Origin of the sequence: Proteus genomosp. 4 str. ATCC 51469, from assembly GCF_003144375.1 — a bacterium.
Classification (GTDB): Bacteria; Pseudomonadota; Gammaproteobacteria; order Enterobacterales; family Enterobacteriaceae; genus Proteus.
The window spans coordinates 151,721-171,758 of record NZ_PENV01000001.1 but is presented as its reverse complement, the minus strand read 5'-3'; the positions used below and the strand labels follow the sequence as shown (position 1 = coordinate 171,758).

At 39.7% G+C, this 20,038-nt stretch carries 17 protein-coding genes; all 17 read left to right on the top strand.

Going from position 1 to position 20,038, the window contains the following annotated elements; genetic code table 11:
* The first annotated feature begins 113 nt into the window (after window positions 1-113).
* The 17 genes from trmJ to rodZ all read left to right on the top strand — a co-directional run bounded on the left by trmJ (window position 114) and on the right by rodZ (window position 20,015).
* Window positions 114-842 carry a tRNA (cytosine(32)/uridine(32)-2'-O)-methyltransferase TrmJ gene (gene trmJ, locus DK866_RS00800; RefSeq protein ID WP_109407325.1) on the top strand — a complete coding sequence of 243 codons (729 nt, stop codon included), beginning with the start codon at window positions 114-116 and terminating at the stop codon, window positions 840-842.
* A 131-nt stretch (window positions 843-973) separates the two neighbouring features.
* The gene (gene iscR, locus DK866_RS00795; RefSeq protein WP_006533450.1) at window positions 974-1,468 is read left to right on the top strand and encodes a Fe-S cluster assembly transcriptional regulator IscR; all 495 of its coding nucleotides are present in this window, start codon (window positions 974-976) and stop codon (window positions 1,466-1,468) included.
* Window positions 1,469-1,536: 68 nt separating this feature from the next.
* The gene (locus tag DK866_RS00790) at window positions 1,537-2,751 is read left to right on the top strand and encodes an IscS subfamily cysteine desulfurase (RefSeq protein ID WP_072068700.1); all 1,215 of its coding nucleotides are present in this window, start codon (window positions 1,537-1,539) and stop codon (window positions 2,749-2,751) included.
* A gap of 24 nt (window positions 2,752-2,775) precedes the next feature.
* A complete protein-coding gene (iscU, locus tag DK866_RS00785; protein ID WP_036935393.1) occupies window positions 2,776-3,162 on the top strand; it encodes a Fe-S cluster assembly scaffold IscU in 387 nt (128 codons plus the stop codon).
* An 89-nt stretch (window positions 3,163-3,251) separates the two neighbouring features.
* Complete coding sequence (iscA, locus tag DK866_RS00780; protein ID WP_036935396.1) at window positions 3,252-3,575, top strand: iron-sulfur cluster assembly protein IscA; 324 nt, start codon at window positions 3,252-3,254, stop codon at window positions 3,573-3,575.
* A 48-nt stretch (window positions 3,576-3,623) separates the two neighbouring features.
* Window positions 3,624-4,145, top strand: a complete 522-nt coding sequence (hscB, locus tag DK866_RS00775; RefSeq protein ID WP_109407324.1) for a co-chaperone HscB — start codon at window positions 3,624-3,626, stop codon at window positions 4,143-4,145.
* 11 nt (window positions 4,146-4,156) lie between these two features.
* Complete coding sequence (gene hscA, locus DK866_RS00770; RefSeq protein ID WP_109407323.1) at window positions 4,157-6,007, top strand: Fe-S protein assembly chaperone HscA; 1,851 nt, start codon at window positions 4,157-4,159, stop codon at window positions 6,005-6,007.
* A gap of 2 nt (window positions 6,008-6,009) precedes the next feature.
* Entirely contained in the window at window positions 6,010-6,345 is a 336-nt protein-coding gene (gene fdx / locus DK866_RS00765) for an ISC system 2Fe-2S type ferredoxin (RefSeq protein WP_006533442.1), read from the top strand.
* A gap of 15 nt (window positions 6,346-6,360) precedes the next feature.
* On the top strand, window positions 6,361-6,555 hold the full coding sequence (gene iscX / locus DK866_RS00760) for a Fe-S cluster assembly protein IscX (RefSeq protein ID WP_072068697.1): 195 nt from the start codon (window positions 6,361-6,363) through the stop codon (window positions 6,553-6,555).
* Between the two features lie 279 nt (window positions 6,556-6,834).
* The gene (gene pepB / locus DK866_RS00755; protein ID WP_109407322.1) at window positions 6,835-8,130 is read left to right on the top strand and encodes an aminopeptidase PepB; all 1,296 of its coding nucleotides are present in this window, start codon (window positions 6,835-6,837) and stop codon (window positions 8,128-8,130) included.
* Between the two features lie 27 nt (window positions 8,131-8,157).
* Entirely contained in the window at window positions 8,158-8,583 is a 426-nt protein-coding gene (locus DK866_RS00750; protein WP_109407321.1) for an enhanced serine sensitivity protein SseB C-terminal domain-containing protein, read from the top strand.
* Window positions 8,584-8,877: 294 nt separating this feature from the next.
* Entirely contained in the window at window positions 8,878-13,971 is a 5,094-nt protein-coding gene (locus DK866_RS00745) for an alpha-2-macroglobulin family protein (RefSeq protein ID WP_109407320.1), read from the top strand.
* 48 nt (window positions 13,972-14,019) lie between these two features.
* The gene (pbpC, locus tag DK866_RS00740; protein ID WP_109407319.1) at window positions 14,020-16,341 is read left to right on the top strand and encodes a peptidoglycan glycosyltransferase PbpC; all 2,322 of its coding nucleotides are present in this window, start codon (window positions 14,020-14,022) and stop codon (window positions 16,339-16,341) included.
* Window positions 16,342-16,686: 345 nt separating this feature from the next.
* The gene (ndk, locus tag DK866_RS00735) at window positions 16,687-17,112 is read left to right on the top strand and encodes a nucleoside-diphosphate kinase (RefSeq protein WP_023581630.1); all 426 of its coding nucleotides are present in this window, start codon (window positions 16,687-16,689) and stop codon (window positions 17,110-17,112) included.
* Window positions 17,113-17,267: 155 nt separating this feature from the next.
* The gene (locus tag DK866_RS00730; RefSeq protein ID WP_109407318.1) at window positions 17,268-18,449 is read left to right on the top strand and encodes a bifunctional tRNA (adenosine(37)-C2)-methyltransferase TrmG/ribosomal RNA large subunit methyltransferase RlmN; all 1,182 of its coding nucleotides are present in this window, start codon (window positions 17,268-17,270) and stop codon (window positions 18,447-18,449) included.
* Between the two features lie 88 nt (window positions 18,450-18,537).
* Entirely contained in the window at window positions 18,538-18,972 is a 435-nt protein-coding gene (locus DK866_RS00725; RefSeq protein WP_109407317.1) for a hypothetical protein, read from the top strand.
* A 74-nt stretch (window positions 18,973-19,046) separates the two neighbouring features.
* A complete protein-coding gene (gene rodZ, locus DK866_RS00720; RefSeq protein WP_109407316.1) occupies window positions 19,047-20,015 on the top strand; it encodes a cytoskeleton protein RodZ in 969 nt (322 codons plus the stop codon).
* Window positions 20,016-20,038: the final 23 nt, after the last annotated feature.

Sequence of the window (20,038 nt, the reverse complement as noted above, 5' to 3'; positions counted from 1 at the left end):
ACAAGATGTTAAAGAACGGGGATAAAAAACGTGCGAGAGTATAACAGGCATTCGTGTTTCTGGCTACATTTGTGATAAAATAGATGGATCACAAAGCAATTAACAAGAAATCAATGTTAGAAAATATTCGCATCATCCTTGTAGAGACCTCACATACAGGCAATATGGGCTCTACAGCTCGAGCTATGAAAACCATGGGATTGACCAACCTTTATTTTGTTAATCCGAAAGAAAAACCAGATTCACACTCTATTGCCCTATCAGCAGGTGCAAGTGATGTTATTGGCAATGCACATATTGTTAATAGCATCGATGAAGCGATTGAAGGTTGTGGTTTAGTGATTGGAACAAGTGCTCGTAGTCGCACGCTTTCTTGGCCCATGCTTGCTCCCCGTGAATGTGGTGAGCGTTGTGTTATGGAAGCTAAAAATAAGCCAGTTGCGGTTATTTTTGGTCGTGAACGCACAGGTTTAACCAATGAAGAATTACAAAAATGTGACTTTCATCTATATGTTCCGACTAATCCAGAATATGGTTCTTTAAATTTAGCGATGGCAGTTCAGCTTGTTTGTTATGAAATTCGTATGGCAGCACTTGCCCAAGAAGAAAAACAAGAGGAAAATAACCCATCAGAGATTGATTATCCACCAGCAGATGATATTGAACGTTTTTATGTTCACTTAGAGCAGGTGCTTAACGAGTCTGGCTTTATTCGCCCTAAACATCCAGGACAGGTCATGAGCCGTTTACGTCGTCTATTTACGCGTGCACGCCCAGAAACACAAGAGCTTCATATCTTACGTGGTATTCTAACGTCAGTTGAAAAATGGGCTAAAAAATAGAGGGCAAAGTTGATTAACTTAAGTCAATTTTGGGCTGAGTATAATACTTGACTAAAACACTCGGATAAATAGTTGACTAAATTACTCGGGAATGACACAATTTGATTATTGTTCACCACGGAGTATTTGTTATGAGACTGACATCAAAAGGGCGTTACGCAGTTACTGCAATGCTTGATGTTGCATTGCATTCACAGCAAGGCCCTGTTCCCCTCGCCGATATTTCAGAGCGTCAAGGGATTTCCCTTTCTTATCTTGAGCAGCTTTTCTCGCGTTTGCGTAAAAATGAATTAGTTGCAAGTGTTCGTGGTCCTGGCGGCGGCTATTTATTAGGCCGTGATGCTGGGCAAATTTTTGTTGCTCAAGTTATTTCTGCGGTTGATGAATCTGTCGATGCTACCCGCTGTCAGGGTAATAAAGAAGGTTGTCAAGGTGGCGATCGTTGCCTGACTCATACTTTGTGGCGTGATTTAAGTGATCGTATAACCAGTTTCCTAAGCAGTATCAGCCTTGAAGAGTTAGTGAATAACGAAGAGGTTATGGATGTCGCCGATCGTCAAGACAATGAAAAACGCCATGCTATCAATGGTCGTTTACAAGAAACCATTGTTAATATGCGAGTTTAACGGCGATCTCTAGGTAGGCAAAAACAAAATTATTAAAGAAGATCCGTCGTCTTTGGAGTTAGTGAGCAATGAAATTACCCATTTATCTAGATTATTCAGCAACCACTCCTGTTGATCCACGAGTTGCTGAAAAAATGATGCAATGCCTAACTATTGATGGCATTTTTGGTAACCCAGCCTCTCGTTCACACCGTTTTGGTTGGCAAGCAGAAGAAGCTATTGATATCGCACGTAATCAGATTGCTGATTTAATCGGTGCTGATCCTCGTGAAATTGTATTCACATCAGGTGCAACTGAAGCTGATAACCTCGCATTAAAAGGTGTTGCTAACTTTTACCAGAAAAAAGGTAAGCACATCATCACTTCAAAAACCGAACATAAAGCGATTTTAGATACTTGTCGCCAACTTGAGCGTGAAGGTTTTGAAGTCACTTATTTAGCACCAAAAAGTGATGGTCTGATTGACCTGAAAGAACTTGAAGAAGCAATGCGTGAAGACACTATTTTAGTTTCTATCATGCATGTAAATAACGAAATTGGTGTTGTACAAGACATTGCTGCTATCGGTGAACTATGCCGTAGCAAAGGGATTATTTACCACGTAGATGCAACGCAAAGCGTTGGTAAATTACCTATTGATCTCTCTAAGTTAAAAGTTGATTTACTTTCTCTTTCTGCGCATAAAGTATACGGTCCTATGGGCATCGGTGCGCTTTATGTTCGCCGTAAACCACGCATTCGTTTAGAAGCACAAATGCATGGCGGTGGACATGAACGTGGTATGCGTTCAGGTACATTAGCCGTTCACCAAATTGTAGGTATGGGCGAAGCTTACCGTATTTTGAAAGAAGAAATGGCTGATGAAACTAAACGCTTAAACGAATTACGTTTACGTTTATGGAATGGCATTAAAGATATTGAAGAAGTTTATATCAACGGTTCTTTAGAACACACTGCGCCAAATATTCTTAATGTAAGTTTCAACTATGTTGAAGGTGAATCATTAATGATGGCACTGAAAGATCTTGCTGTTTCTTCAGGTTCTGCCTGTACTTCAGCAAGTTTAGAACCTTCTTATGTACTGCGTGCTTTAGGTTTAACTGATGAACTTGCACACAGTTCTATTCGCTTCTCTCTGGGTCGTTTCACAACAGAAGAAGAAATAGATTATGCAATTAAACAAATCCACAGTGCTATTGGTCGCCTACGTGATCTTTCGCCTCTTTGGGATATGCATAAACAAGGTGTTGATATCAACAGTATCGAATGGTCTCACCATTAATCAGACGTTTTCAGGAGTTAAATCATGGCTTATAGCGATAAAGTAATTGATCATTATGAAAACCCTCGTAACGTGGGCTCATTTGATAACAATGACCCTTCTGTAGGAAGTGGTATGGTAGGCGCACCTGCTTGTGGTGACGTCATGAAACTGCAAATCAAAGTTGATGATAACGGCGTAATTGAAGATGCGCGTTTTAAAACTTATGGTTGTGGTTCAGCGATTGCATCAAGTTCACTGGTTACAGAATGGATGAAAGGCAAAACATTAGATGAAGCCGAATCCATCAAGAACACTGCAATTGCAGAAGAATTAGAACTACCACCAGTGAAAATCCACTGTTCAATTCTTGCAGAAGATGCAATAAAAGCAGCGATTGCAGACTATAAAAGCAAACGCCAAGGCAAGTAATTGTCTTTTATAATAAAAAAATAAAATATTGGCGGATGCTGAAACTTTTTTTCAGTATCCGCTTTCGTTCTTTATGAGTGAGGTGTGCCATGTCAATTTCCCTTACAGAATCCGCCGCTAATCGTGTTCGCTCTTTCCTGTCTAATCGCGGTAAAGGTGAAGGTTTGCGTTTAGGCGTAAGAACATCCGGTTGTTCTGGAATGGCTTATGTTCTTGAATTTGCTGATGTCATCAATGACGAAGATACTGTTTTTGAAGACAAAGGTGTGAAAGTTATCATTGATGGTAAAAGCATGGTCTATTTAGATGGAACTGAGCTTGATTTCGTCAAAGAAGGATTAAACGAAGGCTTCAAATTTAACAACCCCAATGTATCCAATGAGTGTGGTTGTGGTGAAAGCTTCACCGTGTAATTTGTGTTAAAACACGGTATTAACGTTAATTAATCCAAGAGTAGATGTATGGACTATTTCACACTATTAGGCATGCCTAATCGTTTTGATATTGATAAACAGCAGCTTGCTACACGTTATCAAGATATGCAACGTCAGTATCACCCAGATCGCTTTGCTGGTAAATCTGATAAAGAACAGGTTCAAGCTATCTCGTTTGCCTCGACTATCAATCAGGCTTATCAAACCTTAAAAAATCCACTCTCTAGAGCTGAATACATGCTCTCATTACACGGTATCGACATTGCCAATGAGCAACAAACAATGCACGATACTGCATTTTTAATGGAGCAACTCTCATTACGTGAAGAGCTAGATAACATTGAGCACAGTGCTGATGCCGAAAGTTTGTTAGCTGATTTTTCTGCGCGTTTAGAGAAAATGTACACTTTACGCCATGATGAAATGGTTAAAATGCTAGATAACCAAACTTGGGATATTGCTGCGGATAATGTGAGAAAATTACGTTTTCTTGCAAAATTAAAAGAGCAAGTAGAGCAACTTGAAGAACGCTTGTTTGATGGTTTTTAAGGGAAATTGTTATGTCATTATTACAAATTAGTGAGCCAGGTCAAACACCTGCACCGCATCAGCGTAGACTTGCTGCAGGTATTGATTTAGGAACGACACACTCATTAGTTGCCACTGTACGTAGTGGGCAAGCCGAAGCGCTTTCAGACAACGAAGGTCGCTATTTATTGCCATCTGTTGTGCAGTATCAAGTTGATAATATCAACGTTGGTTGGAATGCTAAAAAAGAAGCAGAAAAAGATCCTGCTAACACGATAAGTTCAATTAAAAGAATGGTGGGTCGCTCACTAAGTGATGTGACAAGCCGTTATCCAAATCTTCCTTATCACTTTCATGAAAATGACAATGGTTTACCGTTAATTAAAACAGCAGCGGGTATTGTCGATCCTATTCAAGTCTCTTCTGACATCTTAAAAACATTGGCAGAACGTGCAACGCAATCATTAGGTGGTGAACTTGATGGTGTTGTGGTTACTGTTCCAGCTTATTTTGACGATGCTCAACGCCAAGGTACAAAAGAAGCGGCTCGCCGTGCAGGGTTGCATGTTTTACGTTTATTAAACGAACCAACAGCCGCTGCTATTGCTTATGGTTTAGATTCAGGAAAAGAAGGCACCATTGTTGTTTATGACTTAGGCGGTGGTACCTTTGATATTTCTGTTTTACGTTTAACCAAGGGTGTTTTTGAAGTCTTGGCAACTGGCGGTGATACCGCTTTAGGTGGCGATGATTTTGATATGATGTTGGCGGATTGGATAAGAGAGCGCGCAGGTTTTGGCCATCAAAAAGATGCGATATTACAACGCCAACTGCTGGATGTAGCATCAGAAACTAAAATTGCATTAAGTGATAATGATGTTGCTGATATCAATATTAATGGTTGGAAAGGTGAAATTACTCGTGCTGAGTTTGAATCATTAATTCAATCATTGGTGAAGCGTACATTGTTGTCTGTCCGTCGTGCTTTAAAAGATGCAGATATTGACGTTGATGAAGTTTTAGAAGTGGTTATGGTTGGGGGTTCAACACGAGTTCCATTAGTTCGTCAAATGGTTGGCGACTATTTTAAACGTGAACCACTAACCTCTATTGATCCTGACAAAGTTGTCGCTATTGGCGCTTCAATTCAGGCTGATATTTTAGTGGGTAATAAACCTGATAGTGAAATGCTATTGCTAGATGTTATTCCACTTTCTCTTGGTCTTGAAACGATGGGTGGATTAGTTGAGAAAGTGATCCCTCGTAATACCACGATCCCCGTTGCGAGAGCGCAAGAATTTACGACATTTAAAGATGGTCAAACGGCAATGAGCGTTCATGTTGTTCAAGGTGAGCGTGAATTGGTCAGTGATTGTCGTTCTCTAGCTCGTTTTACATTACGTGGTATTCCGCCGATGGCTGCAGGTGGTGCTCATATTCGTGTGACATTCCAAGTTGATGCTGATGGTTTACTTAGTGTCAGTGCGATGGAAAAATCAACGGGTGTTGAAGCTTCAGTACAAGTCAAACCCTCTTATGGTCTTAGTGATACTGAAATCGCTAAGATGATCCAATCTTCGATGGAAAATGCCCAAGAAGATTTACAAGCTCGTCGCCTAGCCGAGCAAAAAGTCGAAGCAGCACGTGTGTTAGAAAGTTTAACCGCGGCATTAGAAGAAGATGCTCATCTGCTAAATGAAGATGAGAAAACCGCTATCGACAAAGTTGTAGATACCTTAATAGAGAGCGTTGAAGGAACAGATCCTGTTGCCATTGAAAACGCGATTAAACTACTGGATAAGCAAACTCAGGATTTTGCAGCGCGTCGAATGGATTCATCTATTCGTCAAGCGTTGGCAGGTCATTCTGTGGACGAGATATAACTATGCCTAAAATTGTATTTTTACCCCATAGCACACTGTGCCCTGAAGGTGCTGTTGTTGACGCAACAGAAGGTGAGTCTATTCTAGATGTTGCATTACGCAATGGTATTGAGATTGAACATGCTTGTGAAATGTCTTGTGCATGTACAACTTGTCACTGTGTAGTGCGTGAAGGTTTTGATTCACTGGAAGAGAGCTCTGAGCTTGAAGACGACATGTTAGATAAAGCATGGGGTTTAGAGCCTGAAAGTCGCTTAAGTTGCCAAGCTAAAGTGACTGACGAAGATTTAGTCGTTGAGATCCCTAAATATTCGATTAACCATGCAAGAGAGCACTAATTTTAGGAGCCAAGTATGAAATGGAGTGATACTCGTGAAATAGGGGAAGCGTTATTTGATCTTTACCCTGACACTGATCCTAAAACTGTGCGCTTTACAGATATGCATCAATGGATCTGTAATTTAGACGGTTTTGATGATGATCCACAAAAATCTAATGAAAAAATTCTTGAAGCCATTTTGCTTGTTTGGCTTGATGAATTTGAATAATTGATTGCATTATAAATTGAAAAGACTGGCTAATTGCTGGTCTTTTTGCATTATGGCGTCTGCATTGAATAGATTAATTACGTTATAAATAACTCTAAAGAGTGATGCCTTGGGTTTTTGTTATGAGAGATATTCCGAAGAAGACAATGCAAGAGCCTAATATAAATTGATGATGATAGTGGTCTCTGGATTTTTGCAGTAAATTGATCACGCTAAAAGGTAAATATCTGGTAGTCTGAATAGGTTAACTGTCACCAGTAATAATAAGTGAGATAATAAATGAATAAACAAATTATGCCTATCATGCTGTCTAATGAACCTGCAGCAGCATGTTGGGGTGATAAAGCACTAATTAGCACTAGCGAAACAGGCATGACAATCCATCTAACGGAAGAAAACCGTTTAGGCGCTATTCAGCGTGGTGGACGTAAAGTTGATAGCCAAGGTATTCGTAATGTTGCTCTTGTTGGTGAAGGCTGGGATATAGAGCGTAGCTGGGCTTTTTGGTTAGGTTTTAGAGCACCTAAAGGCGCTCGTTCTATCGAATGGCCACAATTAAGCGAAGCGGATAAACACGAATTAGAATCACGTATTCGTATCGTTGATTGGGTTAGAGACACAATTAATACGCCAGCTGAAGAATTAGGCCCAGAGCAACTGGCACAGCGTACTGTTGATCTTTTCTGTGGTCTTGGCAAAGAAGACATCAGCTATAAGATCACTAAAGGCGCTGATCTGCGCGATCAAAACTATGCCGGAATTTATACTGTAGGTCGTGGTTCTTCTCGTGATCCTGTCTATTTAGCATTAGATTTTAATCCGACTCAAGATAGCAACGCTCCTGTATTTGCATGTCTAGTAGGTAAAGGTATCACCTTCGATTCAGGCGGTTATAGCATCAAACCTTCATCATCTATGAATTCAATGAAAGCAGACATGGGTGGTGCAGCAACGTTGGCGGGTGCTTTAGCATTAGCAATTACTCGTGGTTTAAATAAACGTGTAAAACTACTGCTATGTATCGCAGATAACATGGTTAGCGGTAATGCCTTTAAGCTGGGTGATATCATTCGTTACCGTAATGGTAAATCAGTCGAAATCATGAATACAGATGCGGAAGGCCGTTTAGTGTTAGCTGATGGCTTAATTGATGCAAGTAATATTGCTCCAGAACTGATCATTGATGCTGCAACATTAACAGGCGCAGCTAAAGTTGCTGTAGGTAATGACTATCATTCAGTATTAAGTTTCGATGATAAATTAGCGGCTGAATTACTGACAAGTGCTGAACAAGAAAATGAGTTGTTCTGGCGTTTACCATTAGCTGATTTCCACCGTAGCCAATTGCCTTCAAGCTTTGCTGATCTGAATAATATTGCAGCGCCTTCGCATACTGCGGGAGCAAGTACAGCCGCGGCTTTCTTATCGCATTTTGTCACTAACTATAAAAAAGGTTGGGTACATATTGACTGTTCAGCAACTTACAGAAAATCGTCTGTAGAACAATGGGCTGCCGGTGCGACAGGTTATGGCGTGCGTTCTATCGCAAATCTGTTATTAGCAAAAGCAAAATAATAAACGTTATTGGATTTGGAGTTTGTAATGGGTGTATCTGAACAATTTGAGACACAAGAAATTGTTTCTGTTGAAGGTTCTTCGTTGAAGTTAAGTGTTTTAGAACCACAACCTGAAAAATTAACAACCGCACTTAGCGAATTTTTTGGTGAACATAAACCAATCCGCCGTGCCTTTATTGTTAATGCTCAGGAGCAAGATAATGAAGAGGAATTTTATCTTATTGGTTTAGAGATAACTGGCGAAGAAGATGTGATTGCGCAGATACTCCCACAAGCGGCTGAATCAGCTTTTGAATATTTAGAAGAAGGGCAATCCTTAGATTTTTGTTTTGTGAATAAAGAGGAAAAAGGTGTGAGCCATTTTATGATCCATCACGTATCACCTTTTTATCAACGCAAACTTGGGGGATTTTTAAGAAAAGGCATCCCGATAGTGAATTTGGATAGTTAATTTTGCCCTTTAAATTTAGGCGATATCTCATCAGATATCGCTTTTTTTTATCCTATAATAGAAAATTGACTAATTTAGCAAATTGTTTGCATTTTTATGTAAGGTGTTGTTTTAGCAGATCTTTATTTTTAATGTAAAAATAGGGCGACCTTTGCCTGTAAAGAACTTCATTATTTTCGATAAAATATAGTCAATATTGTTATTTTTTATCTTATTAGAACAAAGAAAAATCTATATTATCTCTGCCCGGCCTGCATAAAACATCGCATTATTCAGGGGTTGAATTTAAAGGAAATGGATATGAATCAAAACCAATTTAGACAATATACAGAAAAGAGAGGCTATCGTTGGTGCTCACTTGCTGTGGTATTGGCGTCTGCGTTGGCACTGAGTGGGTGTGATGACAAAGCTGATGAAAGCTCGTCATCAACAGACAAAGCGCAAAACGTACAAACAACTGAGCAAAAAAATACAGCTCAAAATGCACCAGATACTGCCACTCAAACTAGCGAAAAATCAGCAGTTACAACAAAAACGAATAATGAAACTGCATTAAAAAGCAAAGAAGTTCGTGATGAGTTGGCTATGCGTTTTGCAGGAAAAGATGTCACTGTATTAGATGCATCAGAACTGCAACGTGATGGTGCAAGTACTATGGTGGTGACTTTCTCTGTACCACTTGATCCAGACCAAAAGTTTGATAACGTTATTCATCTTGTTGATACCAAAAAAGGAAAACTGGAAGGTGCGTGGGAGTTATCAGACAACTTGATGGAGTTGCGTTTTCGTCATTTACCACCATCAACAGAATTGAATTTGACCATTGATGAAAAAATCAAAGGTATTAATGAGCGTACATTAACAACGCCTTTTAGCCAGAAATTAACCACAGAAGAAATTTTCCCTTCAGTTGGATTTACCAGTAAAGGATCGTTATTACCATTTGATGCTGCTGAAGGCTTACCTATTATTGCCTTAAATGTAGATCAAGTGGATGTTAACTTTTTCCGTGTAAAGGACGAGCAATTGGCTCAATTCTTAACGCAATGGGAAAGTCGTTCCAACATTAACTATTGGGAATCTGATGAATTTTTATCTCAAGCAGATTTGGTTTATACCGGTCGTTTTGAGTTAAATACAGAAAAAAATACCCGTGAAAACGTATTATTACCGTTAAAATCAATAGATGCCCTGAAAAAAGAAGGCGCCTATATTGCTGTAATGCAACAAGCCGGTAAATACTCTTATACGGTGCCGGCTACGGTATTCACTTTTAGTGATATCGGATTGTCGATGCACAGCTACCTTGATTCGTTAGATGTTTTCACCCAATCACTTAAAAATGGTTCTGCGTTAAATAAAGTAGAAATCCGCTTATTAGATGAAAAAGGTGGTTTAATCTCCAAGGCGCAAACAGATAGTCAAGGACATGCCACACTTGAGAAAAGTGATAAAGCGCGTTTATTAATGGCTATTCGTGATGGTCAAACTAGTATGATTGATTTGCGTAAACCTGCGCTTGATCTTTCTGAGTTTGATATCGGTGGCCCTCAAGGTTATAACAAACAGTTTTTTGCTTTTGGCCCTCGTGATCTTTATCGTCCTGGTGAAACTTTAATTGTTAATGCATTACTGCGTGATGGCGACGGTAATCCAATTAAAGAGCAGCCCGTTAAAGTGGATTTACTCAAAACAGATGGCCAAGTGTCACGTAGTTTTGTATGGCAACCTGAAAATGGACTTTACCAGTTAAAATTAGCTATTCCTGCTGATGAAAATACTGGTACACGTACCTTACGTTTTGATGTAGGCGATGGTACTCCTCGGTTCTATGAATTTCAGGTCGAAGACTTTATGCCAGAACGTATGGCATTAGTTATTACGGGTAAAAAAGGCATTTTACTTAGTGGCAATGATGCTTATTTTGATCTTGAAGGGCGTTATCTTTATGGCGCGCCAGCGGCTGATAATCGCTTACAAGGGCAGGTATTCTTAAAAGCCTCTCGTGAAGCGGTCAGTAAATTACCAGGTTATGAATTTGGTACCGTAAAAGATGAAAACTTCAGTCGCTTATTGGATGAGTTTGAACTTAATTTAGACTCTGACGGACAAGGTGAATTAAGTGTTGATAGTGATCGTTATGCTGAACTGAAATCACCAATTAATATTATTTTACAAGCAAGCTTGCTCGAAGCGGGTGGCCGTCCGGTTACTCGCCGTTATCAACAAGCTGTTTGGCCAGCCACTCATCTTGCTGGTATTCGTCCAGTCTTCCCTAAAAAAGAAGTTTATGACTACCGGACAGACAAATATAAATCAGGTTACAGCGTTGATGAAAACTCAATGGCTGAATTTGAAATTGTCTATACAGACCAAGACGGTAAAAAGCTACCTGCTAACGATCTCAAAGTGAAGTTTATCTATGAACGTCATGATTATTACTGGCGTTGGTCTAGTTCGAATGGCTGGGAATCTGGCTATAACGAAAAAGATCTGCAAATGGATGAGCAAACAATCAAGATTGCGAAAGATGGCACAGCAAAAGTGGCCTTCCCGGTTGAATGGGGTTCATATCGTATTGAAGTGGTCGATCCTAAAACAGAATTAGTTAGTAGTTTACGGTTCTGGGCGGGTTATTCTTGGATGGATAACACTGGTGGAACAGGTGCAGTAAGACCTGACCAAGTTAAACTTAAACTGGATAAAGACGGTTATTTACCGGGCGAGAAAGTGAAGTTAAATATTGTTGCTCCTCATCCGGGTAAAGGCTATGTCTTATTAGAATCAAGTAATGGGCCTTTATGGTGGCAAGAAATTGATGTGCCAGAAAAAGGACTCAATGTTGAAGTGCCGATTAATAAAGAGTGGGCAAGACACGATCTCTATCTGACATCTGTTGTTGTAAGACCTGGTGATACCTCAAAACAAGCGACTGTAAAACGTGCTGTTGGTATTTTACATTTACCATTACAGGATAAAAATCGCCGTATTGATATTTCACTTGATGCACCTGAAAAAATTCGTCCAAATCAAGATTTAAAAATCCGCATTAAAGCGAATCCAGTTGCAGGTCAGCCATTACCTGAAAATATTAATGTATTGGTTTCTGCGGTAGATACGGGCGTATTAAATATTACAGAGTATAAAACGCCAGATCCTTACGATGCTTTCTTTGGTCGTAAACGTTACAGCATCGATCAATATGATGTTTATGGACAATTAATTGAAGGGCAGGGTCGTTTAGCGAACTTACGCTTTGGTGGTGATGGTGGTGAAGCTGCCGCGCTATCTCGTGGTGGTAAAAAACCATTAACTGATGTGCAAATCATTGCTCAACAAACAGCACCTGTAAAATTAAATGCCCAAGGTGAGGGGGAAGTTTCTTTACCTATTCCTGAATTTAATGGCGAAGTTCGTTTAATGGCGCAAGCTTGGACAGCTGATAAATTCGGTAGTCAAGAAGGTAAAGTGGTTATTGCGGCACCTTTAGTGACTCAACTTTCATTACCTAGATTTATGGCGGGTGGTGATAATGCGCTGTTATCTTTAGATTTAACCAATCTAACGGATGATGCACAATCTATTACGTTAAATTACACCGCTTCTGGTCTGGTAGGATTAGGTGGTGCAGAAAGTAAAACAGTATCGCTGACGAAAGGTGAACGTACCCAAGTTCAGATCCCAGTAAAAGCAAAACATGGCTTTGGTCAAGGTGAATTCTCACTGTCTATTTATGGTATTAAAGTACCCGGTGAAGAAATTAAGCCTTACCACAACACATGGAATATAGGCGTTCGTCCTGCTTATCCGGCAGAAACACTTCATTATGCAAGTACGTTACAAGATGGTGAGACGTGGCGCTTGCCAACAGACGTTTTAAATCGTTTTAATAACTCAACGCTTGAAGGTGAATTATTACTGACAAGTCGTCCTCCATTACAGATTTCACGTTATGTAAGAGAGTTGTTTGCTTACCCTTATGGTTGCTTAGAACAAACCGTCAGTGGGCTTTATCCTTCTTTATATTCAACAGAAAAAGAGTTGAAGCAATTAGGAATTAAAACGCAAACTGATGCAGATAGAAAATTGGCAATTGAAAAAGGTATTGCGCACCTGCTGACAATGCAAAAAGCAGAGGGCGGATTCTCTTTATGGAGCCAAGATGGGCGTGAAGAGTATTGGTTAACAGCCTATGCTACTGACTTCTTATTCCGCGCTTCACAACAAGGTTATGCTGTTCCGGCGGGATCATTAAAACGTGCTAATGATCGCTTATTACGCTATTTACAAGATAAAAGCTTAGTTAACTATGAATATGCGGTTAACCAAGATGCTGCCCGTTTCTCTGCCAGAGCATATGCCGCACTTGTATTAGCGAATCAGCAAAAAGCACCTTTAGGTGAATTACGTCGTCTTTACCTTGAACGAAATGATGCCGGTAGTGGGTTGGCGTTAGTTCAGTTAGGTATTGCGTTGAAACTGATGGGTGATAACAGTCGTGCAGAAGGTTTAATTGCAGAAGGTGTGACAACAACTCGTAAATATAATTATGGGTTAGGTGATTACGGTAGTGTTATTCGTGACCAAGCGTTAATTATTGCTTTATTAAGTGAAAATAATCTTGAAACACAATCTCGTGATGCAAGTATGATTACGTTATCAGATAACTTAATGAGTCGTGAATGGTTCTCAACACAAGAAAGCAACTCTTTATATCTTGCGGGTCGCTTCTTTATTAATATGTCTGAGCAACCTTGGGAAGTCGCTGTAAATCGTCAAGTCCCTGCAATCAGTAGCGATCGCGCGGTGAATGAAACATTAACATCAACGCAATTACAAGAAGGGTTGGAATTAAACAACCGTGGTGGTGCTGCGATTTATTCTCGCATGAATATCGTAGGCTATCCAAAAGTAGCTCCAGCACCTTATAGTAATGTGTTAAATGTTCATCGTAGTTACTACGATTTAAAAGGAAATCGCGTTCATCCAAATCGTTTACAAAGTGGTGAAATGCTGGTGGTGAAACTAGAAGTTTCAGCAGATAGAGATGTACCTGATGCTTTGGTTGTTGATTTATTACCAGCAGGTCTTGAAATCGAAAACCAAAACTTAGCATCAAGCAGTGCAAGCTTGAGTGATAGTGCTGCCGACTTACAGGAGTTTATCGACGATATGGGGCAAGCGAATATTAAGCACCTTGAATATCGTGATGATCGCTTTGTTGCCGCAGTTTCTGTAGATAGATATCGTCCGACAACATTACTCTATTTAGCAAGAGCAGTTACACCGGGTAGCTATCAAGTACCACCTCCACAAGTTGAATCAATGTATGTGCCTTATTGGCGAGCAATAGGTTCAACAGAAACCAAGATTGATATTGTTCCTTAAATCTTGTAGCCCTTTCTTCGGAAAGGGCTTTTTCCTTTGAGTGATTGAATGAAACTAGGATATAAACGGCTTATTGCTGTTATCATTATTTTTCTGTTTGTGATCCCCATTTTAGTCTGGATGGCAGACAAAATTTGGCCTCTCCCTGATCCTGAACCTCAAATAGCAACTATTGTCACGGCACAAGATGGTACACCTCTTTGGCGTTTTGCTGATAAAGAGGGAGTGTGGCGTTATCATGTCAAACTTGCAGATGTTTCTCCTGAATATTTAGATGCTCTTATCACCTATGAAGACCGTTGGTTTTATCAACACCCCGGTGTTAACCCAATGGCAATATTACGAGCCGCATGGCAAGATTTAAGCTCAGGAAGGATTGTTTCTGGGGGAAGTACATTATCAATGCAAGTGGCTCGGCTGATTGATCCACATTCTCGAACTTTGAGTGGAAAAATCAAACAGCTTTGGCGTACCTTGCAATTAGAATGGTATTACTCAAAAGACGAAATTTTGGAGATTTACCTCAATAGAGCACCTTTTGGCGGTACTTTAGAAGGTATTGGTGCGGCAAGTTGGGCTTATTTAGGTAAATCGCCCGCTGATTTGTCTGCGGGGGAAGCAACACTAATGGCGGTATTACCGCAAGCACCAAGTCGTTTGCGACCTGATAGATACCCTGAACGAGCGCAAGCTGCTCGCGATAAAGTGCTAGATAGGCTGGCAGAATATCAGATATGGCCACAAGAAAAAGTTGATGAAATAAAAGAAGAACAGGTTTTATTAGCACCAAGACAGACGCCACAATTGGCACCATTGCTTGCTCGTCGTATGTATAACGAAAAGCGAGAGCCTGTTATTACAACAACGATTGATATTAATATTCAACGACAACTTGAAGATATTGCCAATCAATGGAAGTATCAATTAGCCGATAAAACATCCTTGGCCATCTTAGTGGTTGATCATACGGATATGAGTGTGAAAGGGTATGTTGGCTCTGCGGATTTTAATGATAATTCGCGCTTTGGTCATGTTGATATGATCAGCGCATGGCGCTCGCCAGGTTCAACATTAAAACCTTTTATTTATGCACTTGCATTAGATGAAGGGCTTATTCATGCGGAATCACTCTTACAAGATGTACCTCGTCGATTTGATAATTATCGCCCCGGTAATTTTGACTCTGGTTTCAATGGTGCAGTCAGTGCCAGCGAAGCCTTAAGTCGTTCTTTGAATCTACCGGCAGTACAACTTATTGAGGTGTATGGTGCCAAGAAATTTGCAGCAAAATTACGCCATAATCATCTTGAAATGCGCTTTCCTTATGGTTCAGAACCTAATTTAGCTCTGATATTAGGGGGAACAGCAACACGTATGGATGAACTTGTTTCCGCCTTTAGTGCGTTGGCAAGGCAAGGAAAAACAGCACCTTTACGTTTTAAACCAGAGCAGATAATCGAAAATCGGGTATTAATGTCACCGGGCTCTGCGTGGATCACAAGGCGTATTTTGGCTGGAGAAGCCAGACCTCGTCCAGATAGTGCTATTTCACCCGTTGTTCCTTTGGCTTGGAAAACTGGTACTAGTTATGGCTATCGTGATGCATGGTCTATTGGAGTAAATGCACGTTATACCATTGGAGTCTGGGTGGGAAGGCCTGATGGCACTCCGGTTGCAGGACAATTTGGTTTTGCAACAGCGGTACCTATTATGAATCAAGTCAATAACCTACTCACAGGCTATTTCTATCAAAATAAACAGCGTCCACCGACAGATCTACGTCCTAGTAGTGTAACGGCAGCAACCATTTGTTGGCCAACAGGTAAGACACTACCAAAAGAAGATAGCAATTGTAGAGTCAGTCGTCGAAGTTGGATCTTAGATAACACCATTCCACCAACTTTATTAAATGATAACCAAGAAGGTATTTTGGGGATCAACGAAAAAATTTGGTTAGATAATGAAGGTAAACGCACAGGGCCTAATTGCCCTAATGCAGAGTTAAAAGATATCGCCTTATGGCCGATAGCATTAGAAGCATGGTTGCCTGAAAAAGAGCGTAGAGCAAAACGACGGCCACTGATTTCTGAAACTTGTCCACCAATTAAAGAGGACATTATTCCCTTGTTTATTTCGGGTATTCGTGCGGGTGATTTACTAAGACCATTACCTGGTGAAACTAATCTTGAAATAACCGTTTCTACGCAAGGTGGAAGTGGTATGCAATGGTGGTTTTTAAATGGTGAACAAATAGGGAAGACTGAAAATGGTGAAACGTTCTCTTATTTACTAGAGAAACGAGGTAAATACCAATTATCGGTGCTTGATTTAAGTGGTCAAACGGATATGGTTAATTTTATATTCCGTTAAACTGAAACGATGAGATAAACGAGAACCGAGTGATTTTTAACTAAAATACGCTTTTTAATAAAGATAAAAGGATTATTAATAGCCTTTCATTACGGTTCTTTTTTATTCTCATTTTTCAGTTTGAGCATGGGAAACGTTAAAAATGTGATTAGATCGATAATTTATAACTTTTTTGCCACAGTTTTTTAAAAAAAAAGGCTATTCAATCTGTGCAATTCATTTTTATCCTCCTATAATCGAGCCCTTATTTTTTGCAGGGAATGCGGTTTTTGATTCGTTTTTCCATGATCTGCGATAAAAGAGATAACAAAAGTTATCATTAATAAAATAATTTAGAGGTAAGACATGGCTATTCAGCGCACATTTTCTATTATCAAACCAAACGCAGTGAAAAAAAATGTTATCGGTGCTATCTACCACCGTTTTGAAAGTGCAGGTTTTAGCATCATTGGCGCTAAAATGTTGCATTTAACTCGCGAACAAGCTGAAGGCTTTTATGAAGAGCACAAAGGCCGTCCATTCTTTGATGGCTTAGTTGAATTTATGACTTCTGGCCCAATTATGGTTCAAGTGTTAGAAGGTGAAAATGCGATCCAACGTCACCGTGATCTGATGGGCGCAACTAATCCAGACAACGCATTAGCAGGCACATTACGTGCTGATTACGCTGACAGCTTTACTGAAAATGCGGTACATGGTTCAGATTCAGAAGCTTCTGCTGCTCGTGAAATCGCCTACTTCTTCACTGAAAACGAAGTTTGCGCGCGCTAATTTATTAGCATCTCTACGCGAAAAACAGTACAATGCGACGCCCTGTTTGATTATTAACAGGGCGTTTTTATTATTGTTTAATTATACAAATATATAAGTATCCCATTAGCATCAATGCTAATGCAGGCCGCATAGTGTAACAACGAGGCAATGTCATGACCCAATCTACCACCCCAGCGCCAAGCGCTTCTGTCGCTGTTTCTAAAGAAAATACTGTGAATCAAAAAACTAAAATTAATCTGTTGGATTTAAATCGTAAACAGATGCGAGAGCTTTTTGTCTCTATGGGCGAAAAACCTTTCCGTGCTGACCAAATTATGAAGTGGATGTATCACTACTGTTATGACGATTTTGATCAAATGACAGATATCAACAAGGTGTTACGCAATAAATTAAAAGAAATTGCTGAAATTAAAGCACCTGAAGTTTCTGAAGAACAACGTTCAACTGATGGCACGATTAAATGGGCAATTAAAGTTGGCGATCAACAAGTCGAAACTGTGTATATTCCAGAAGATGATCGTGCAACGTTATGTGTTTCCTCCCAAGTCGGTTGCGCTTTAGAGTGTAAATTCTGTTCAACTGCACAGCAAGGTTTTAACCGTAACCTAAAAGTGTCTGAAATCATTGGGCAAGTGTGGCGCGCTGCTAAAATTATTGGTTCATTAAAAGAGACAGGGCGTCGTCCTATTACTAACGTTGTTATGATGGGAATGGGCGAGCCATTACTGAATTTAAATAATGTTATTCCAGCTCTTGAAATCATGATGGATGATTTTGGTTTTGGTTTATCTAAACGTCGTGTCACTGTATCTACATCAGGTGTTGTACCTGCATTAGATAAATTAGGTGATGCTGTTGATGTAGCGTTAGCTATTTCATTACATGCGCCAACCGATGATATTCGTGATGAAATCGTACCAATTAACAAGAAATATAATATTGAAATGTTTCTTGAAGGTGTTCGCCGTTATATTGCTAAATCAAATGCGAACCAGGGACGTGTTACTATTGAATATGTCATGCTTGATCATATTAATGACAGCACAGAACAAGCTCACCAATTAGCTGAGCTTTTAAAAGATACACCATGTAAAATTAACTTAATTCCATGGAACCCGTTCCCAGGCGCACCATATGGGCGTAGTTCTAATAGCCGTATTGATCGTTTCTCTAAAGTATTAATGGAGTATGGTTTTACAACGATTGTGCGCAAAACGCGTGGTGATGATATTGATGCAGCATGTGGGCAATTAGCGGGTGATGTTATTGACCGCACAAAACGTACGCTGAAAAAACGCCAACAAGGTGAACTAATTTCAGTAAAAGCAGTCTGATACAGTTGGATATCTCTTTCTTTGTGAAGTGTATTACATAATTGCAAAGTAGAGAGAACAAGGATGAATATATTTAAGGAATATGACGATGATAAGGATATCATCAGTAATTATAACTATTGGCTTGATGTTATTGACACTAGGTTGTCAATCATCAGCCAATCAAGAACGTGTTGCAGTATCGACACGTTTACAATTAGGTGATGCTTACTTAGCTGAAAGGCAATACCAAGCCGCACAATATCATTTCCAAAAAGTGTTATCGGTGATGCCAAATCACCCTGAAGCTAATTTAGGAATGGCATTAACATCGCAGTTACTGGGGAATTCTATTCAAGCGTTAGATTATTACAAATTAGCGATGAAGTCGAAGCCAGTAAATGTTAATGTATTAAGGCTTTATGGTAATTTCCTTTGTGAACAAAAACTATTAAACAATAATAGTGTGTTAATTGAGGATATACCGCCAGATTATTTGGTCTGTCAGCAAAGTTTTCATAAAATATCAAAAAATTCGCGGTGATACGCTAAAGTACTTTGTGCTTTTGCGAGTTCATCAATGTTAAACATCCAATAGCCACAGTGCCTAGATTGCTAATGAATACTGAAAACAAAACCGAAGAAGTGAAATTAACAGCAGGTCAACTTTTACGTCAGGCACGAGAAAAAGTAGGGCTAACACAACAAACTGTTGCTGATCGACTTTGTTTGAAGTTATCAACAGTTCGCGAAATTGAAACAGATTCCGTTTCTTCTGATATTGCACCAACCTTCTTACGCGGATATATGCGTTCTTACGCCAAATTAGTTGGCGTTCCTGAAAAAGACATCCTTGGTTTTATCGACCAACAAGCGCCTGTGAAACAAATTAGGATGACAACCACACAAAATTATTCATTAGGTAAGCGTCACAAAAAACGTGAGGGTTGGCTGATGAAAATCACATGGGTGATTGTCATTGTAATGGTCGCACTCGTTGGTGTTTGGTGGTGGCAAGGTCATCAGGCGGATCAACAAGAATTAGTCTCTATGGCATCACAAGACATAGGGCAAAATAGTACACAAGAAAACACTAATACGGTAGATTCTCCATTAGCAACCTTAGATAATACGTCAACATCTGAAGGTGATAATTTACAAGTACCTGCATCGCCATTAGTCGATACTCAGGGGAGTAATGTTGTTACGTCACCAACAATTGAAACGACAACACCTGCACCTATAGAAGTTAGAACAGTTCCATTACCGGTATCGCCGTTAACAACATCAACAACTTCTCGTGCAAATTCAACACAAGAATCAACATCATCACAAGCGCCTGAGATAGCAAACCAATTAGTGTTAATGTTTGATGGTGAATGTTGGTTAGAAATTCGTAATGCTCAAAATAAAATCTTATTTAATGGTATTAAGAAAGCGGGTGATCGTTTGGAATTTGATGGTGAGCAACCTTATAAACTAAAAATAGGCGCACCTTCTGTTACTCGCTTACAGTTTAATGGTGAATCAATTGATTTAAGTCGTTTTACTGGAAAAATAGCAAAAATAACAGTACCGAGCGCTTAATCTGACTACACATTTGAGCAAGC

What these genes read in the sequence shown, in the direction of transcription:
- trmJ (WP_109407325.1), top strand. Translation starts at nt 114, where the DNA reads ATGTTAGAAAATATTCGCATCATCCTTGTAGAGACCTCACATACAGGC.
- iscR (WP_006533450.1), top strand. Translation starts at nt 974, where the DNA reads ATGAGACTGACATCAAAAGGGCGTTACGCAGTTACTGCAATGCTTGAT.
- DK866_RS00790 (WP_072068700.1), top strand. Translation starts at nt 1,537, where the DNA reads ATGAAATTACCCATTTATCTAGATTATTCAGCAACCACTCCTGTTGAT.
- iscU (WP_036935393.1), top strand. Translation starts at nt 2,776, where the DNA reads ATGGCTTATAGCGATAAAGTAATTGATCATTATGAAAACCCTCGTAAC.
- iscA (WP_036935396.1), top strand. Translation starts at nt 3,252, where the DNA reads ATGTCAATTTCCCTTACAGAATCCGCCGCTAATCGTGTTCGCTCTTTC.
- hscB (WP_109407324.1), top strand. Translation starts at nt 3,624, where the DNA reads ATGGACTATTTCACACTATTAGGCATGCCTAATCGTTTTGATATTGAT.
- hscA (WP_109407323.1), top strand. Translation starts at nt 4,157, where the DNA reads ATGTCATTATTACAAATTAGTGAGCCAGGTCAAACACCTGCACCGCAT.
- fdx (WP_006533442.1), top strand. Translation starts at nt 6,010, where the DNA reads ATGCCTAAAATTGTATTTTTACCCCATAGCACACTGTGCCCTGAAGGT.
- iscX (WP_072068697.1), top strand. Translation starts at nt 6,361, where the DNA reads ATGAAATGGAGTGATACTCGTGAAATAGGGGAAGCGTTATTTGATCTT.
- pepB (WP_109407322.1), top strand. Translation starts at nt 6,835, where the DNA reads ATGAATAAACAAATTATGCCTATCATGCTGTCTAATGAACCTGCAGCA.
- DK866_RS00750 (WP_109407321.1), top strand. Translation starts at nt 8,158, where the DNA reads ATGGGTGTATCTGAACAATTTGAGACACAAGAAATTGTTTCTGTTGAA.
- DK866_RS00745 (WP_109407320.1), top strand. Translation starts at nt 8,878, where the DNA reads ATGGATATGAATCAAAACCAATTTAGACAATATACAGAAAAGAGAGGC.
- pbpC (WP_109407319.1), top strand. Translation starts at nt 14,020, where the DNA reads ATGAAACTAGGATATAAACGGCTTATTGCTGTTATCATTATTTTTCTG.
- ndk (WP_023581630.1), top strand. Translation starts at nt 16,687, where the DNA reads ATGGCTATTCAGCGCACATTTTCTATTATCAAACCAAACGCAGTGAAA.
- DK866_RS00730 (WP_109407318.1), top strand. Translation starts at nt 17,268, where the DNA reads ATGACCCAATCTACCACCCCAGCGCCAAGCGCTTCTGTCGCTGTTTCT.
- DK866_RS00725 (WP_109407317.1), top strand. Translation starts at nt 18,538, where the DNA reads ATGATAAGGATATCATCAGTAATTATAACTATTGGCTTGATGTTATTG.
- rodZ (WP_109407316.1), top strand. Translation starts at nt 19,047, where the DNA reads ATGAATACTGAAAACAAAACCGAAGAAGTGAAATTAACAGCAGGTCAA.